Source organism: Methylobacterium sp. HMF5984, assembly GCF_045033435.1.
Lineage (GTDB): Bacteria > Pseudomonadota > Alphaproteobacteria > Rhizobiales > Beijerinckiaceae > Methylobacterium.
Window position 1 is genome coordinate 291305 of record NZ_JBJFLN010000001.1, and the last position, 17727, is coordinate 309031.

Sequence of the window (17727 nt, forward strand, 5' to 3'; positions counted from 1 at the left end):
CGCCGTTCCGCGCGAGCACCCGTAGGGCACCGTCGATCCCGGCGCTACTGCGTCGGCACCAGCATCGCGCTCACGGCAGGGTCCAGCGGCACGTCGAGACGGCACCTTACGCCACCCGCCTCGAAGTCGAGATCGATCTCCCCGTCCAGTTCCCGCCGAACGCCGCCGGCGATCAGGCGGGTGCCGAAGCCCGCCCGCCTCGGGGCGGCGACCGGCGGCCCGCCACTTTCCCGCCACGCCAGCCGAAGGCGAAGCATTCCGGATTCGCCCGTCGTGACCGACCACTCGACTCGTACGCGCCCACCAGGGGCGGAGAGCGCACCGTACTTCGCCGCGTTGGTGGCTAGCTCGTGCACCGTCATGCCCAAGGCCAGCACGTGGCGCGGCGGCAAGGACACCTCGGGACCGTGGAGGGTGATGTGGTCCGGTCCAGTGCGATAGGGCGAGAGCTCGTTCTCCAACACCTCGGTCAGGGACGCGCCGCTCCATTCGTCACGGGTCAGCAGGTCGTGCGTCTTCGAGAGCGACAGGATGCGCGCCTCCAGGCGCTCGCCGGGGGCCTCGCCGCCGCGGGTCGATTGCCTGGCCAGAGCCTGGACCGTGGCGAGCGTGTTCTTCACCCGGTGGTTCAACTCGTGCAGCAACGTGACCTGCCGCTCCTGCATCTCCCGACCGCGGGCGACCTCGTCCTTCAGTTCGGTCTCGTTGCGCCGGAGAACTCCGGCCATGGCGTCGAGCTTGCCCCCGAGCTGCCCGAACTCGTCCGGACCGGATAGTCCGGTGCGGGCGGCCAGATCACCCGTCTGCCAAGCGGTGGCCGCCCGCAGCAACCGCCCGAACGGGCGGCGAATGAACAGGCGTCCGGCGGCCAGCGCCGCGCCGACGGCGAGCGCCGCGCTGACGGCGATCAGGATCAGGCCGCGTCGCGCGGCGGCATCGACGTCCGCGAAGGCCACGTCCCGGTCGCGCCCGACGGTGACCCATGCCCGCACCGCTGTGCCCCGCGGCCGGGCATTGGCGAGGACCCGCTCGCGCCCGTCGATGCCGAGGTCGATGCGCACCCCCTCGCCGCGGGATGCGAGCCGGCTCTGCCGCTCGGCGGGGACGGGCCGGCCGATCCACTCGAGGCCGTCCGGCCGGCGTGCGATGATGACGTTGTCCTCGTCCGCCACGGTCAGCGAGGTGCTCGGCATGCGCAGGGCCTGCTGCAGGTGCTGGGACAGCCATGCGAGGTCGACGGAGGCCACCACCACGCCGCTGATCGTGCCGTCTGTTCCATGGATCGGCTCGGCGAAGTGGATCGAGTCCTTCCCGGTGGCGACGCCCCGGGCGTAGTTGCCCATGACGAAGCCGTTCTCGGACATGGCACGGCGGTGGTAGGGCCGCGCGGCGTTGGTGTAGGCGTCGGGAAGCGATCCGATGCTGTTGCACACCACGGCGCCGTCCGGGCGCGTCAGCGCCAGGAGGTTGACGTGGGGGAGCACCGAGGCCGCGCGGCGCAGGTAGTCCGTGCAGGCGGCGGGGTCGAAGCCGCGCACGCTCGGATCCTGGGCCACTAGGTCGAGGGATTGGCGGACGCCCTCGGCGAGTTGGGCGAGGTCGTCGGCCACGGACCGCGCGGTGGCCATCGTGTCGGTCCGCACGGCCTCGTCGCGGGCGGCGCGCAGGGCGAATTCGTTATAGCCCTGGATCGCCAGCGCCGGGGCGAGGGCGAGCAGGACCAACAACAGGATACGGGTCGTCAGCGACATCGGGCGGCCCGGACCATGGCTCGGCGCCGGGCGCGCGAACGCTGGTCGTTCGAGGAAGGTTCATGACTATCGCCGGCATGTCCGAGATGCCGGCGAGATATGTTGATGGTCTCTTCCGACCGCCGGCCTTCTTCGTCCCGCCTACTCGGCCGCATTCTTGCGGCTCCGCGGTTTCGATGCCGCCCGATGAAGGATGCGACCGAGCGCCTCGACCGAGTACGGCTTCTGAAGGAGCTCGAAGCCGTGGTCGCTCTCCTGGGCGAGGACGTGGCTGTACCCGCTGGTCAGGACCACCGGCAGGCCCGGATACAATCGCCGGACCTCGCGTCCCAGATCGACCCCGTTCATGCCCGGCATGACCACGTCCGAGAACACCACGTCGTAGGTTCCCGGTTTCTCGGCCAACGTCGCCAGTGCCTCGTCGGCGTTCGCGACCCAGTGCGTGCCGTAGCCGAGCTCCTCCAAAGTCTGAGTCGAGAAGGTGCCGACGTCCCGGTTGTCCTCGACCACGAGGACACAGGTGCCACGTCCGTCGAGTACGGCTTCGACCGATGCCGGCTCGTCGGTCCTGTCCGCGATCCCCTCCGCCCGAGGCAGGTAGAGCGCGAACGTGGTGCCGCGCCCGACCTCGCTCTCGACCTTCACCTCACCGCCCGACTGCTTGGCGAACCCGAACACCTGGGACAGCCCGAGCCCGGTGCCCTGGCCGACGCCCTTCGTCGTGAAGAACGGCTCGAAGATCCGGTCGATCTGCTCGGCCGGGATGCCGGAGCCGGTGTCGGACAGCGCGATCCGGACGTAGTCCCCGACCAGCGCGGGATGCGAGCGCATCGCCGGCACGACCCCCACCGCCTCCACCGTGATGTCGAGGCGGCCCTCGCCGTCCATCGCGTCGCGGGCGTTGACCGCCATGTTCACCAGCGCGGTGTCGAACTGGCTCGGGTCGGCGTTGATGTGGCACGTCTCCTCGCCGACCTGGATCGAGACGGCGATGCGGGCGCCGGTCAGGGTCCCGACCATCTCGCCGATGGCCCTGACGCTTCGACCGACATCGAACACCTCCGGTCGCAACGCCTGGCGGCGCGCGAAAGCCAGAAGTTGCCCGGTGAGCTTGGCCGCCCGGTCGACCGTGTCGGAGATCGCGCCGATGTACCTGTCCCGCCGTTCCTCGGGGAGGTCGGGTCGCTTGAGGAGGTCCGTCGACGACTTGATGACGGTGAGCAGGTTGTTGAAATCGTGCGCGACGCCCCCGGTTAACTGTCCGACCGCCTCCAGCTTCTGCGATTGCCGCAACGCCTCCTCGGCCTGGAGCAGGGTCGCGGCCCGCTCCTTCTCCTCAGTGACGTCGCGAGAAACGCAGTAGAGCAGCCCGTCGACCGGCACCGCCGTCCAGGACAACGTGCGGTAGCCACCGTCGCGGGCGCGGAAGCGGTTCTCGAAGGCGAGGGTCAGGCCGCCCGTGGCGAGGCGGGCGACCTCGGTCCGGGTCCTCTCGCGGTCTTCGGGGTGTTCGAGCCACTCCGAGGTCTTGCCGACGATGTCGTGGTAGTCCCACCCCAGGATGCGGTGCCAGGCCGGGTTGATGCTGATCCAGACGCCGGCGGCGTCGGCGACGCCGAGCATGTCGCGGCTGACGTGCCAGATCCGGTCACGCTCCTGGGTGCGCTCGGCGACCTGATGCGCCAGCGTCTCGTTGAGGGCGCGCAGGTCCGCGGCGACGCGGTCGCGCTCGGCCTCCACGGCGCGCCGCGCATCCACGTCAAGAAGCACCCCGGGAAAGCTCAGAGGCGTCCCGTCCGCGGCATGCTCGACACGGCCGTTCGCCTCCAGCCAGTAGTAGTTCCCGTCGGCGCGCCGGACCCGGTACTGATGGGCGTAGGGGCCCCCGCGCGCGATGGCCTCGGCGATAGCCTCGGCCAGCCCGGCTTGGTCGTCGGGATGGACGGTCGCGACGATCCGGGCGAGCGGGATGCCGTCCCGGCCAAGCGCGGGGTCGAGGCCGAAGGCGCAGGCGAACGCCTCGTCGACCGTGAACCGATCGTTGGGCAGATCCCAGAACCAAGTGCCGATGATCGCGCCGGCCGCGAGCGCCAGCTGGACGCGCTGCACGTTCTCTCGCGCCACCGCCTCGCTGGCACGCAGGGCCGCCTCCGCCTCCTTGCGGGCGGTGATGTCGGTGAACAGCACCGCGACCTCCCGGCGGCCGGCCGGCTCGACGCGATGGGCGGCGACCTCCAGGTGACGGCCATTCGGCGCGAACTGGCGCTGGAACCGGACGGGCTCGCCGCTGTGTAGCACCTTGCCGTAGATCCCGAGCCAGCCGTCGGCGCCCTCGTCGGGGATGATCTCGCGCAACGTCCGCCCGACCGCATCCGCGATGCCCAGGTGATGCGCGAAGGCGGGATTGGCCTCGACGTGCACGTAGTCGCTGAGAGGACCGCGCGGCCCGTCCAGAAAGCGGATGACGCAGAAGCCCTCGTCGATGCTGTCGAACAGGGTCCGGTAGCGCTCCTCGCTGACCGCGAGCGCGTCGCGCGCCGTGCGCTGCTCGGTGACGTCGCGTGCCACTCCGGAGAACCGCACCGGACGGCCGGAGGGGTCACGCTCGATTTCGCCCTTGCGGGCGATCCAGCGCAGCTCGCCGGTATCCGGGCGACGGATGCGGTACTCGACGTCCCGGGGCGGGCCGCCGAGCCGGCGGGTCTCCGCCGTCGAGACGAGGTGCGCGTCCTCGGGGACGACCAGCCCTTCGAGCGCCGTCGCGGGATAGCTCGCCCGCTCGGGCAACCCGTAGAGACGGCAGAGCTCCGGGGTAGGGGTGAGGACGTTGTCGGCCATGTCGACGGTGAACAGGCCGACGCCGCCGGCCGCCTGCGCCTGACGCAGCCGCGCCTCGGACTCTTCGAGCGCCTTCCCCGCCAGATGTTGGCCGGTGCGGTCGCGCAGGATCTTGAGATAGCCGACGAGGCCGCCGTCCTCGGCCTGGAGCGGCATCATCTCGCCCGAGGCGTAGATCCGCGAGCCGTCCTTGCGCAGATGCCAGCGCTCGTCTGTACCGCCGCCCTTTTCCCGAGCGCTCTTCATCTCCTGCTCGGGAATGCCGGCGGCGACGTCCTCCTCGGTGAAGAAGACGTGGGCCGGCCGGCCGCACATCTCCGCCTCCGACCAGCCGAGGATGGCCACGGCGCCCGCGCTCCAACCCGTCACGCGCGCGTCCAGGTCCATAGTCACCATTGCGTAGTCGATGGCGCTGTCGAGGATCTGCCGGTGACGGGTCTCGGTCTCGCGAACCCGGCGCAGGGCGTCGTCGCGGACAGCCGCCGACCGCCGCAGCTCCATCTGCGCCATGACCTGCCGGGCCAGGGCCTGGAGGGAATCGGCCTGCTCCGGCGTCAGCCCTTCCGGTCGCGGCATCCCGTCGATCACGCACAGGGTCCCGAGCGCCACGCCCTCGGGGGTCTCCAGGCGGGCGCCGGCATAGAACCTGAGCCGGGGCTCGCCCGTGACCAGCGGATTGTCCCGCGTGCGCGGATCCTCGGCCAGGTCGGGAATGACCAGCAGGCTCGGCCGCACTAGGGCATGCACGCAGACCGACTGGTCGAGGGGCGTCTGGCAAGGATCGAAGCCGATGCGGGCCTTGAACCACTGGCGGTCCCCGGCGGCGAGGCTGACCAGGGCGACCGGCGTGCCGCAGATGCGGGATGCAAGCAGCACGATGTCGTCGAAACCCTGCTCGGCCGGCGTGTCGAGGATGCCGTATTCGTCGAGGGCGGCGAGGCGGGCCGGATCCCGCGCGGCGTCCTCAGGCGCGGTCACGGGCGGCCTCGGAATTGGCGGCTCCGCGGATCGCCTTCGCCTCGTCTCGCTCGATCAGCAGGCGCAGCGCCGTCCTGACGACCTCGCTGATGCAGGTGTACTCGCCCCTGGCGACCTGAGCCTCGACATACGCGATCAGCGGTTCGGTCAGGGCGATGTGTCGGGAATGCTTGGCGGCCATCCTGGCGCCTATAACAGCTGGACTCTCGGGTGTCGCAGTTGCGACACCGGCCTCACAACGACGTGCACGGGCAGGATGTCGCGCCGGTGCCGAGACCGTCGTGATGCGGATTTCGAGAAACTGGGTTTCCCCGGGCTCATCGCTTGGGATGGCGCCGGACACGCCCCCCCGCGACGGGACATCCCTGCGCCGGCGGATCGAGCGATGACTTCGGCGGCGAGCAGGCCCCGCGTCGCCGTTCGCATGCCCGCGACCGGCGGCGACGCCATGAAAGCCGACCTGCGAGGCCATCCCTGATCGGACCGTTAGGATCCCGTGACGGTCGATGCGGCGTGCATGGTGCGGGAAATGGGCAGCCGGAACAGGAAGGTCGTCCCCCGGTCGACGGCGCTCCTGACTTCGAGCACGCCACCCTGGCGCTCGACGAGATCTCGGCACAGCAGCAGGCCCAGGCCGCTCCCGCGCTCGCCCGCCGTTCCGTTCGTCGTCGTCCGCCGGTCCAGCCTGAACAGGTCGTCGACCCTGCCCGGCGGCATGCCCACGCCGGTATCCGCGACCGAGATTTCGACCTCGTCGCCCTCACGTCGGGCGGCGACCGTAATGGTGCCGCCGGGCAGCGTGAACTTGATCGCGTTGCTGACGAGGTTGCGCAACACCGTGGCGAGCATGTCCCGCTGCGCCCGCACCACCGTGCGGCCGCAGGACGCTTCCAAGCTCAGCCCCTTGTCGGCGGCGGCCTCGGCGGCTCCCTTCATGACGTCTCCGGCCAGCGTGCCGAGGTCGACGTCGGTGAGCGTGACCGCCATCGTGTCCATCTGTAGGCTCGCCCAGGAGAACAGGCTTTCCAGAAGGGCGTAGGCCTGCGTCGCCGCCTCGTGGATACCTTTGGCGCGGCGCTCGATGGAGGCGGGGTCGCGCGCCGCGACGGCCTTTCCGAGCACTTCCGACAGTCCGAGCAGCGCCTGGAACGGGTTGCGCAGGTCGTGGGCGATGATCGAGAACAGCAGCGACTTCTGCCGGTTCAGCGTGTCGAGTTCGAGGGACTTCGCCTCCGCCTCACGACGGGCTTCGGCGAGTTCTGCCTGGAAGGCGCGTCGAGCCTCGGCGAAGCGGATCGCCCGCGCCAGGCCGGAAGGCGTGACCTCGGCCTTGTCGATGTAGTCCAGCGCGCCGGTCCGCATCAGCCGCGTCGCCAGGTCCGGGTCGGCCTCGCCGGTCAGCATCAGCACCGCCCGCGCCTCGCCCTCGGCCGCCAGCAGGGTCTTCAGGAGCGCGAACGTGTCGATGCCCGGCAGGCGATAATCGAGCAGGATACAGTCGAACGTTTCCTCGGAGGCGAGGCGCTCGCCATCCTCGCCGCCGGCGGCCTCGGTCAGGGTGTGGGCGAGGCCGGACTTGGCGAGCGCCCGCCGCACGGCCGCGCGGTCGACCGCGTCGTCGTCGATCAGCAGGATGCGGGTCGGGTTCGTCACGATGGGGACTATGCAGGAAACTCGACCACCTTCCAGTAGTGCTCCAGGAGCGCCACCGCTTCCATGAAGGTGTTGGCCGGGTCGCGCTTGACGATGTAGCCGGCGACGTTGTGGCCGTAGGCCCGCATCCGGTCCTCGTCGGCCTTCGACGTGGTGATCATGAACACCACCGCCGAACGCAGGTCCTGGTCGGCGCGGATCGCCTCCAGGAACTCGATGCCGTTCATGCGCGGCATGTTCAGGTCGAGCAGGATCAGGTGAGGCCTCGGCAGCTTGGTATGTCCGTTCTCGCCGCGCAGGATCTCCAGGGCCTCGACGCCGTCGCGGGCGACCGTGATCGGGTTGCCGATCTTGCTCTTCTTGAAGGCGCGCTTGAGCCCCTGAACGTCCACCTCGTCGTCGTCGACCAGTAGGATGTTAACCGTCGAGCCCATCCGCCTGTCCCTTCCGGCCGTCTCGCGGCCACGTGAAATGCACCGCCAAGCCGCGCCCGTCGGGCCCGTCGGAGAGCCAGACCTTGCCACCCTGGCGGTCGACCAGCTTGCGCACGATGGCCAAGCCCATGCCGCTGCCCTCGACCTCGTCGCGGGGCTTGAGCGTCTGGAACATGCCGAAGACGCGCTCGCGGAACTGCTCGGGTATGCCCGGCCCGTCGTCGGTCACGACGAACTCGAACGCGTCCCCCGCAGGCTTGGCCTCGACCCGGATATGCCCCTCGGCCGGCCGGTCGTGATGCTTGATGGCGTTGCCGATCAGGTTCTGCAAGGCCTGGGTCAGCGGAGCCCGGGCCGCCGGTAACGTCGGCAAGGAATCGTCCGCCGTGATCGCGAAGCCTTCGGGAGGGCTGACCAGGATGGCGAGTTCCTCGACGAGCGCCTTCGTGTCGACCGTGTCCATCGTCGCGTCGGCCCTTCCCGCCCTGGAGTAAGCCAGGAGGTCGTCGAGCAGGCTGTCGAGCCGCCGCACCCGGCTCTTCAGCAACTCCATGTTGGTCTGGACCTCACCGGTCAGCGAACCCTCCAGATCCTCCTCGATCCAGCCGACGAGGTTCTCGATGCCACGCAAGGGCGCCTTGAGGTCGTGCGAGGCGACGTAGGCGAACTGCTCCAGTTCCTCGTTGGAGCGGCGCAGATCGATGGCGTGGCGGGCGAGCCGGCGCTCAAGCGCCTTGCGCTCGGTGATGTCGGTGTTGGTCCCGAACCAGCGCAGGATGGCCCCGTCCGGCCCGCGATGAGGTTGTGCCAGCGACAGGAACCAGCGGTACTCGCCGTCGGCGCCGCGGAGCGGGAAGGTGTCCTTCCACGGCTCGCCGGTCCGGAACGCCTTGCTGATGCGCTCCACGACGCGCTCGACGTGATCGGGGTGGTGGACGTCACGCCAGCCCCAGCCAGCCATCTGCTCGATGATGGTTCCGGTATAGTCGTACCAGCGCTGGTTGTACCAGATGATTTCGCCGTTCGGCTCGGCGACCCAGGCCATCTGGGGCAGCGTGTCGGCGAGGGCGCGGAAGTCGTCCGTGGTGAGGTTCGCGGCTCGCTCCACGCGAGGGGCTCCCATTCTTGCAGGCGAAGCTGCGGCGATAGGCACATACACCCAGGCTGAGGCTACGTCATCAATGCGTGGCATCCCAAAAACGACAACGGCAACTACAAACGTGGCGTTCAACGTCAGTTTCTAGGCGTGGGACCAACTACCGTCTCCCACTCCAAGCCGAAGTTGACGGACGGCTGACGAACGGCCGCTTTGGAGTAACTTCAACTGCGCTTCCGGCGGCCGGGTTGGGTCGCATGCGGAATGACCGCTCGGGGTGGATTTCCGCCAGTCCTGTGTGGATGGCTCCCGTATTGCAAGCGGCGAATTGAGCTTCTGACGCGTTGGTCGGGTGCAGTCTTGTGTCCGGCCTTTTGATGCAGTCGTTCATGTGACCGCTGGCCCTGATGGTATCCGCGAGCTGGGTCCCACTCTGCTTTGCGGGCTTTCACGCCCTGGACTAGCGGCGGGGTGTCCCGGCTCCCGGGCTGACCGGTTCGCCATCAACTCTCATCGTCCTCGCAACCTGGAAAAGTCTCCTTGCCGTGCTGTCAGGCGGCCGCGGCCAGGGGTGCGCGGTAGGTGCCGCCGCGGGTCATGATCGCCCAGGCGACCCGTGCGGTGCGGTTGGCCGCCGCAACGGTTACCACGCGCACTGGCTTGCGCTTGAGCAGCGCCGGCAGCCGCGGGTCGACCGAGGTCGGAGTCGCCTTCGCGCGCCGGATCAGAGAGGTCATGCCGACCACGAGCAGGCGACGCAGGTAGCGGTCGCCCATGCGCGAGATCCGGCCCAGGCGCTCCTTGCCGCCGCTGCAGTTCTGCAGCGGTGTCAGTCCCAACGAGGCCGCGAACTGCCGACCGGAGCGGAAGCGCTCGGGCTCGCTCACCGAGGCGGCCAGCGCCGTTGCCGAGACGATGCCGACACCGGGGATCGTCGCCAGGCGCTGTGACAGGTCGCTGTCCCGATGCCAGGCCAACAACTCCTTCTCCAGCCGGGTGAGCTGGATCTGTACGGCGCCGATCTGATCGGCCAGCCCGGTCACCACGCGTTGCGCCAGTGGTGGCACCTCGGCTGCGTCTCCGGCCGAGAGCCGGGCTGCCAGTTCGAGCGCGTGCCGCAGGCCCCGCGCCATCTCGATCCCGAACTCGGCGAGCAGGCCGCGGATCATGTTCACCAACTGCGTACGTTGCTTGACCAGCAGGTCGCGCGTCCTGTGCAGCGCCAGCGCTGCCTGCTGCTCGGTCGACTTCACCGGCACGAAGCGCATGCTCGGGCGCGTCACCGCCTCGCAGATGGCAGCGGCATCGTTCGCATCGGTTTTACCGCGCTTCACATACGGCTTCACGTAAGCGGGCGGCATCAGCCGCACGTCGTGGCCGAGGCTCATGAGTTCCCGGGCCCAGTGATGGGACGTTCCGCACGCCTCCATGCCGACCAGGCATCGAGGCAGCTTGGCGAAGAACGGCACGACCTGCGCCCGGCGTAGCGCCTTGCGAACGACGACGTGCCCAGCTGCATCAACGGCGTGAACCTGGAAAATGCTCTTGGCCAGATCGATGCCGACGGTGGTGATCTCCATGGGGATGGCTCCTGCATCTGCGTGGCTGCTGCTTTGACAGCAACCACATCTTGGCACCGAGATGCCGTCAGTCGGAGCGGGAGCCATCCACCCCATCTGCTTTCGGACGGCAACGTACGTGAGCAGACGTTGCCGCCGCACCCGTTCACGACATCTCTCGGACGTTCGAGTTGGCGCGTATCTCCGGCCGGCGGTGATCGGGAGCGGACGCTTGTGCAACACGTACTGTATCGACTTAGGCGGAACCGCCGATTCTGCGCCCCATGGCACCCCGGCGACGGTCAGTTGCCGAGGCGTGGGCGTAGCGAGACCACGTTGCCGTCCCCGGCTGTGGTCGGAGTGGAATGACCGAGCGTCTCCGCGACCTTGACGGCGAGTTGCTCGCGCTTGAACGGCTTGCCGATCAGGCGGACGCCATCGTGCAGCCGGCCGTGATGGACGATGGAATTCTCGGTGTAGCCCGACATGAAGAGGACCTTCACGTCGGGACGCATCGCCGTGACGCGCTCAGAGAGCTCCCGGCCCCGGACCTTGCCCGGCAGGATGACGTCGGTGAGCAGCAGGTCGACGGAACCGGTGTATGCGCCGAAGATGCGTAGGGCCTCCTCGCCGTCGGCGGCTTCCAGGACGCGGTAGCCTAGGTCCGAGAGGATCGCACAGGCGATCTCGCGCACGGCCGGCTCGTCCTCGACGACAAGGATCGTGGCGTTCCCGCGAGGCAACTCGACCGGGGCCGCGGAACGCTGACCCGCGGCCGTGACCGCGCCCACCGCCCGCGGCAGGTAGATCTTCACCGTCGAGCCCTCACCAGGCTCCGAGTAGATCTTCACATGGCCACCCGACTGCTTGACGAAGCCGAACACCATCGCGAGCCCCAGGCCCGTGCCCTTGCCGTCCGGCTTGGTCGTGAAGAACGGTTCGAACACGCGCTTGATCACGTCGGAGGTCATGCCGTGACCGGTGTCGGAGACCGCCAGCATGGCGTAGTCGCCGGCCGTCACCTCGGCGTGGTCGCGGGCATAGTGCTCGTCGAGGATCTTGTTGCCGAGCTCGATGGTGAGACGGCCGCCACCCGGCATGGCATCGCGGGCGTTGAGGGCGAGGTTCAGCACGGCGCTTTCCAGTTGCGCGGGATCGGCCATCGCCGGCCAGAGGCCCGCGCTCTCGACGTAGCGCACCTCGATGTGCTCGCCGAGGGTGCGCCGGAGGAGCGGTACGAGGTCCGGCATCGCCGCGGCGAGATCGATAGCGGCAGGCGCTAAGGGTTGCTTACGGGCGAAGGCCAGGAGCTGGCCGGTCAGCGTCGCCCCGCGTTGCGCCGCCCAGGCCGCCCGCTCGATCCGAGTCTGTAGCTTGAGGTCCTCAGCCCCGAGCTTGGACCGTACGAACTCCAGGTTACCGAGGATCACCTGCAGCAGGTTGTTGAAGTCGTGCGCGATGCCGCCTGTCAGCTGGCCGATGGCCTGCATCTTTTGCGCTTCGCGCAGGACACCCTCGGCCTGGGCGCGCTTGGTCATGTCGGTCACGGTAAGCACGAACCCGCCGTCCGGCATCGGGGTGCGGCGGAGCTCCAGGTGGTGCTCATCGGCGCGGACGCGCTCGTAGACCACGGGCTCGCCGGTGGCATTGCGACTGTGGTGGATCTGGTCCTCGGTCTCCAGGGCGGGACGGCCCGCCTCGGAGGTGTGCTCGACGAATGCGACGTAGGGCGTGCCGGGACGGAGCATCGCCTTCGGGATGTCGAGCAGGACCTGGAAGCAGTGGTTCCAGTTGGTCATCCGGCGGTCGGCGCCGAAGACGGCGATGCCTTGGCTCAGGCTGTCGAGGGAGGCGCGCAGGCGAAGCGCCAACGTGCGCTGCTCGGCCTCGACCTTGTTGGAGCGCGACCATGCCTGGTTCAGGAGGCGTGCCGCCACGATCAGGACAAGTGCCGCGAGGACGGCTCCGCCGAGCACGAGCCAGCGCACCCAGGCGGCGCGGGCGTCGTTCTCTGCCAATCGGGTGTCCAACAGGCCCTGCTCCTCGACCAGCATGGCTTGCAGGACACCCTCGGCATGCGTCTGGTAGGTGCGGCCCGCGTCGGTGTTGACGATGCGCAGCGCCGCATCGAGACCGCTGTCGCGCCGTGATTGCACGGTCTGCGCGAGCTCCTCCATCTTGTGCTGGATGACTGGCGAGAGATCGCGCAGGCGACGTTGCTGCGCCGGGTTATCGATAGTGAGCTTCTGCAGGTCGCCTTGCAGCAGGCCGACGCGGTCGCGGGCCTCGTTGTAGGGCGTGAGGTAGTCGTCCTTGCCCGTGAGCAGGAAGCCGCGCTGTCCGGTCTCGGCGTCGCGCAGTGCGATGGCGAGGTCCTTCATCGACGCGAGAACCCGGTAGCTGTGCTGCGACCACTCCCGTGCCTCGCGCGAAGCCCCGAGACGCTCCCAGGTCACGCCACCGACGAGCGCCAGTATCGCGAGCAGCACCGCGAAGACGAGGAGGTTGGCACGGGCGACGAGGTGCTTGGTCATGTCGTTTCCGTGACCGACCGCGCCGCCGTACGGGAAGGGGGGCGACGGTGCGGCGAACCGGGCAAGGCCCCGGAACGGGGACCGACGCGGCCTGTCGATGCATTTGGTAGCGCAATGCCGAATGATTGCGGGGGAATTAGGGTCTTCGTTTGAGAGCCCCCTGCATTGGGGCAGCCATACGAATTGCGCTGGAAGCGGAGATTTGAGTCGGCGGTGGAGGGAAACGAGAGCTCCGATCGGATCGATGCATGACGGCTGCCTCCGATACTGGTCCGCTTGGAAAGAGTACATCGCGTTGAAAAGACACCGAAAACGAACCGATAATTCGCAGAAACGATCTTATGACGAGTCCAGCAAGCGCGATCCCGGTATCCTGTGATCACCGCATGTAGCCCGGCCATCGACAGGCTACGAAGGGCCAGGCCATGACCCAGGGTACCGGCCGGGGGCCGAGCTCGAACGTGGTCCCGTTGCGGGCCGGCGGAGCCCTCTCCGACGGTGAAGCCGACGGTCCTTATCGCCTCGATCTTCCATCGAGCGAGGCCGCGGACAATCCCTACGATCCGTGGAACGCCTGGAACTTCGGTCGTGAGCTTATCTCCGCGAGCCAAGACTGCGTCGAGGTGATCGACCAAATGGGTCATCTACGTCTTCGGAACCCGATGGCGCGCCGTGTGCTCGGCGACGGCGACCTGGTCGATGCTGACCATGAGCCATGGTCGTTATCGTGGCCCCCGGCCATTCGCGAGACGGTCTCGGACGCGTTGGCGGTGGCGGCAACGGTGGGCACGGCGCGCTTCGATGGATGTCGCCCGGCGCCCCAGGGTGGAACCGTGTACTGGGACGTCGTCCTGTCCCGGATCGTCGATGTCGACGGCCGGCTCGTGGGCGTGATGGCCGTTTCGCGGGACATGACCCAGTTGCGGCGGATCGAAGACGGACATGACCTGCGCAGCCGCGAATTGAGCCATCGCCTCAAGAACATGTTCGCCCTGGTCAACGGGCTCGTCACCCTCTCGGCGCGGAACCTCCCGGCCGTGCAATCCTATGCCGGGACCCTGCGCGACCGCTTCACGGCCATGAGCCGGGCACTCGAATACCTGCACGTTCCACAGGTGGACGAGCGCTCGTCCCGTCCGCAACAGACCCTTCAGGGCCTGCTGTGCGCGCTGCTACGACCCTATGACGAGGCGGGCAGCGCGGAACGCCGGTTTGTCCACGGCGCGATGGACGACGTCCCGGTCGGCGATGGATCGGTGACCGGCCTGGCCCTCGTCATCCACGAACTGGCCACGAACGCGATCAAGCACGGTGCTTTGTCGGGGAACGGCGGCACCGTCACCGTCGATTGCCGACGCGTCGGCGCGGACATGAGTATAGTCTGGACCGAACGCGGAGGTCCTCGCATCGGATGCCCGCCCCGCAACGAGGGGTTTGGATCGAAGCTCACCGAGCGAACCGTCTGTGGGCAGCTGTCGGGGACCATCTCCCACCATTGGGAATCGGATGGTCTTAAGGTCGTCATAGGCCTCCCGTGGGCGAGCCTGGCGTCCTGAGCCTGGGCACAAGCAAGGAGGTGCGCGACCTCCCAGGCCCTCCCGAGGGACCGTGTCCGTGCACGGCGGCCAGGACGGACGCCGTCGCCTGGCCCGTGGCAGATGGACCGTGGCGGAAACTGCGGGCCCCGTCGCCGGTTGTCGCATCATTCGGTATCCCGGAGGCGTCGCCGTCCTGGACATGGGGGGCGATCCTAGTCCGCTACCTCGGGAGTTCGTCCAGGTGTCGTGTACGAACGAGGACTGGCCTGACGGGGTGGATCTCCGGCTCCTTAGGGCGGCTGTCGAGGCGGCCGGCGAGGCCATCCTGATAACCACCGCCGACCTCGATGAGCCGGGACCGATCATTGTCTATGCGAACCCTGCCTTCGCCCGCATGACCGGGTACGAGGCTCACGAGGTAACGGGGCGCAGTCCACGCTTCCTGCAAGGGCCAGGGACCGACCGCGCCTTGCTGGAGGGGACCCGCGCCGCGCTGACTGCTGGGAATGCCTTCCAGGGCGAGACGCTCAACTACCGCAAGGACGGCACGGCCTACATGGTCGAGTGGCTGATTACGCCGGTCCGCGGCTCCAACGAACGCATCACCCATTGGGTCTCGGCCCAGCGCAACGTGACCGACCGGCGCGCCTTCGAGGACCGGCAGGCCATGATGGTCCGCGAGCTCCATCATCGGGTGAAGAATACGCTGGCCACCGTGCAGGCGGTCCTGAACGCGACCATGCGCTCGTCCGCGTCGATGGCGGAGTTCGGCCGCGCCTTCACGGGTCGGATCGTCTCCCTGGCCCGGACCCACGCCCTGATCACCGAGGACCACGCCCAGGCCGCCTCGTTCGAGGGCCTGCTCCGGGCCGAGCTTGGCCCCTACGACGAGAACGGCCGCGTGACGCTAAGCGGACCGGACGTGCGGCTTCCCTCCGAACTCTCGGTGCCGATCGGCATGGCGCTTCATGAAATGACCACCAACGCCCTGAGGCATGGGTCGCTCGCCCACCCGGCCGGACGCGTCTCGGTGTCGTGGACGGTCGAGGACACGAACGGCGGCCGACACCTGGTGTGGGTTTGGGATGAGCGCGGGGGGCCGCCGCCAGGCCCCCCGACCCACGAGGGTTTCGGCACGCGACTGATCAATAAGATCCTAACCGCGCAGGTCGCGGCAGAGGTGAACGTCGCCCTCGATGGCGGCGGCCTGCGCATTCATGTGCGCGTTCCGCTCGGCCGATGACGGGCAATAAGGCCTCAGACTGCTTCCATACCCTGTTGATCGTGCCGTGGAGCCGATGGGTCCGAACACGAGAGGAGCTTGCGATGATCAAGCTCTAGACCTGGTCGCCCCCGAACGGGGGCAAGATCCTGATCATGCTGGAGGAGTGCGGCCTGCCCTACACGGTGGCGGCGGTGAACATCGGCAAGGACGAGCCGTTCACCTCCGACTCCTGAAGGTGGCGCCCAACAACAAGATCCCGGCCATCGTCGACGACGAGGCCGAGGGCGGGCCGCTCTCCATGTTCGAGCGCGGGGCGATCCTCGCCCAGTGCTTGTGTCAGGGCCGCTGGAGCGGGTCCAATCGCTAATTTTTAGGGTTCGATAGACGGGCGGAATGATCCCAAGGCGGCCCAAGCGACTCCAAATAAGGGGCATCGCAGGCTGACTGAGGACGCTCGGTGCTCCTCTTACCAAGCTGGACAAAACGAAGTGGCCCGCTGCGGCAGTAGATCTAGAGGTCCACTTTCAGGCGGCTGTCGCAAGACCCTGTACGGCCGGGTTGGGGCGACATTCGGTGGACCGCTTTCCGACCGTATTGGGTGGATTTATGCTGACCTGACCGGTATTTTGGACCGAGCCAATTGAGAGGCTACTGCATGGTAGCGGCCATGGGTAGCCGGAAGGCCAGATCCGGGAAGGTGACAGGCGCGGGCGGCCGGTAGCCCAAGGACGAATGCGGTCGAACGCGGTTGTAGGTATTCTGCCAGATCCCAATCACGGTCCGTGCCTCCTTCAGCGAGTAGAAGATCTCTTGGCGTAGGCACTCGTCCTTCAGCTTGCCATGGAAGCTCTCGCAATAGCCATTCTCCCACGGGGATCCTGGCGCGATGTACTGGATCTGCGAGCCAGCTTTGGCGACCCACTTGCGCAACGCCTTCGAGATCATCTCAGGACCATTGTCGCAGCGGATGTTCTCCGGGATGCCGTGCAGGCACATCGCGTCGGCCAGCGCCTCGATCACGCCGAGGCTGTTGATGCGCCGCGCCACCTTCAGCGCGAGGCAGGCACGGCTGTGCTCGTCGATCAGCGTCAGGATGCGCAGGCTGCGGCCATCGTGCGTCTGGGCTTGCACGAAGTCGAAGCTCCAGACGTGATTGCGGTGAAGTGGTCGTAGCCGCACGCAGGAGCCATCGTTCAACCACAGCCGGCTTCGCGGCCGATGCTTTTGCGGAACCTTGAGCCCCTCACGACGCCAGATCCGCTGAACCCGGTCTTTCCCCACCTGCCAACCCGCTGCCTGCAGCAGCGCGGTGACGCGGCGGTAGCCGTAGCGCCCGTACTCGGACGCCAAGGCGATGATGGCGCGGGTCAGCGCATCCTCGTCAGCCGGTATCGTGGGCACGTAGCGTTGCGTGCCCCGGTGCTGGCCGACGATCCGGCAGGCGTGGCGCTCCGAGAGGCCGTACTTCTCCTGGATCGCGTCGACTGCCTGCCGGCGTCGCTCCGGGGCTACAAGTTTCCCGAGGCGACATCCGCCAGCACTTGCTTCTCGAGGGACAAGTCAGCCACGAGCCGGCGCAATCGCGCGTTCTCCCGCTCCAGATCCTTCATCCGACGGGCCTGATCAATCTGCAGGCCGCCGTACTCCTTGCGCCAGCGGTAGTAACTCTGCTCGGAGATCTCCGCCTCCCTGCATGCAAGGGCCAAACTCTTGCCCTGGGCCGTCTGCACCTCAATCTGACGCAGCTTGAGCACGACCTGCTCCGCGTTCGTCTTCTGGCCTCGCCGCATGTCCAACTCCTTTGGTCCTGGCTGATCCTCTCAATCAGCCCGGTCCAAAGCCAGCCGGTCAGGTCAATGCCAGTCTGCTTCCGGGAGACGAGATGGCGAAACCGGACGTTCGATAAGATAGCGTCAATCGGTGGCTTCGCATCCACTCTGATCATTTAGCTTTCTGCAACAACTTCCGACAACCGGACGCGATTAGCTGTCGTCTGTCAAAGCGGAACGGCTCGGGTGAGCGTGCAGACTGAGGAAACATTTTAGTGGAACTGGCAGCCAGCGAGCAATATTGTAATCGACGTCAAGTTTCATCTGCCCAAAACCCGGCGCCGACATTCTC

General features: G+C 67.8%; 11 protein-coding genes and 1 pseudogene. 3 read left to right on the forward strand and 9 right to left on the reverse strand.

Going from position 1 to position 17727, the window contains the following annotated elements:
• Window positions 1-44: 44 nt before the first annotated feature.
• The 8 genes from ACFZ8E_RS01405 to ACFZ8E_RS01440 form a co-directional block, all read right to left on the reverse strand.
• A complete protein-coding gene (locus ACFZ8E_RS01405; protein ID WP_405041784.1) occupies window positions 45-1751 on the reverse strand; it encodes a sensor histidine kinase in 1707 nt (568 codons plus the stop codon).
• Between the two features lie 141 nt (window positions 1752-1892).
• A complete protein-coding gene (locus ACFZ8E_RS01410; RefSeq protein WP_405041785.1) occupies window positions 1893-5567 on the reverse strand; it encodes a PAS domain S-box protein in 3675 nt (1224 codons plus the stop codon).
• A complete protein-coding gene (locus ACFZ8E_RS01415) occupies window positions 5554-5748 on the reverse strand; it encodes a type II toxin-antitoxin system ParD family antitoxin (RefSeq protein ID WP_405041786.1) in 195 nt (64 codons plus the stop codon). Before ACFZ8E_RS01415 ends, ACFZ8E_RS01410 begins: the two co-directional genes overlap by 14 nt.
• Window positions 5749-6053: 305 nt before the next feature.
• The gene (locus ACFZ8E_RS01420; protein WP_405041787.1) at window positions 6054-7220 is read right to left on the reverse strand and encodes an ATP-binding protein; all 1167 of its coding nucleotides are present in this window, start codon (window positions 7218-7220) and stop codon (window positions 6054-6056) included.
• A gap of 8 nt (window positions 7221-7228) precedes the next feature.
• Window positions 7229-7654, reverse strand: a complete 426-nt coding sequence (locus tag ACFZ8E_RS01425) for a response regulator (RefSeq protein WP_092045648.1) — start codon at window positions 7652-7654, stop codon at window positions 7229-7231.
• Window positions 7638-8762 carry an ATP-binding protein gene (locus ACFZ8E_RS01430; protein ID WP_405041788.1) on the reverse strand — a complete coding sequence of 375 codons (1125 nt, stop codon included), beginning with the start codon at window positions 8760-8762 and terminating at the stop codon, window positions 7638-7640. The genes ACFZ8E_RS01425 and ACFZ8E_RS01430 overlap by 17 nt, the downstream gene beginning before the upstream one ends.
• Window positions 8763-9301: 539 nt before the next feature.
• A complete protein-coding gene (locus ACFZ8E_RS01435) occupies window positions 9302-10330 on the reverse strand; it encodes an IS110 family transposase (protein WP_405041789.1) in 1029 nt (342 codons plus the stop codon).
• A 281-nt stretch (window positions 10331-10611) separates the two neighbouring features.
• Window positions 10612-13134: a CHASE3 domain-containing protein gene (locus ACFZ8E_RS01440; protein ID WP_405041790.1), complete on the reverse strand. Its 2523-nt coding sequence runs from the start codon at window positions 13132-13134 to the stop codon at window positions 10612-10614.
• 134 nt (window positions 13135-13268) lie between these two features.
• Here ACFZ8E_RS01440 and ACFZ8E_RS01445 point away from each other — a divergent pair, with 134 nt between their 5' ends.
• The 3 genes and pseudogenes from ACFZ8E_RS01445 to ACFZ8E_RS01455 form a co-directional block, all read left to right on the forward strand.
• The gene (locus ACFZ8E_RS01445) at window positions 13269-14399 is read left to right on the forward strand and encodes an HWE histidine kinase domain-containing protein (RefSeq protein WP_405041791.1); all 1131 of its coding nucleotides are present in this window, start codon (window positions 13269-13271) and stop codon (window positions 14397-14399) included.
• Between the two features lie 256 nt (window positions 14400-14655).
• Window positions 14656-15624, forward strand: a complete 969-nt coding sequence (locus ACFZ8E_RS01450; RefSeq protein ID WP_405041792.1) for an HWE histidine kinase domain-containing protein — start codon at window positions 14656-14658, stop codon at window positions 15622-15624.
• Window positions 15625-15758: 134 nt separating this feature from the next.
• Window positions 15759-15928 (forward strand): annotated as a pseudogene (locus tag ACFZ8E_RS01455) (glutathione S-transferase family protein); the annotation flags it as partial.
• A gap of 326 nt (window positions 15929-16254) precedes the next feature.
• On the opposite strand, the gene ACFZ8E_RS01460 reads toward ACFZ8E_RS01455, so the two are convergent.
• Window positions 16255-17396, reverse strand: a protein-coding gene (locus ACFZ8E_RS01460; protein WP_405041793.1) for an IS3 family transposase whose coding sequence is annotated in 2 segments (ribosomal slippage) — window positions 16255-17129 and window positions 17129-17396 — 1143 coding nt in all. Because the reading frame shifts where the segments join, the coding sequence is not laid out codon by codon here.
• Window positions 17397-17727: the final 331 nt, after the last annotated feature.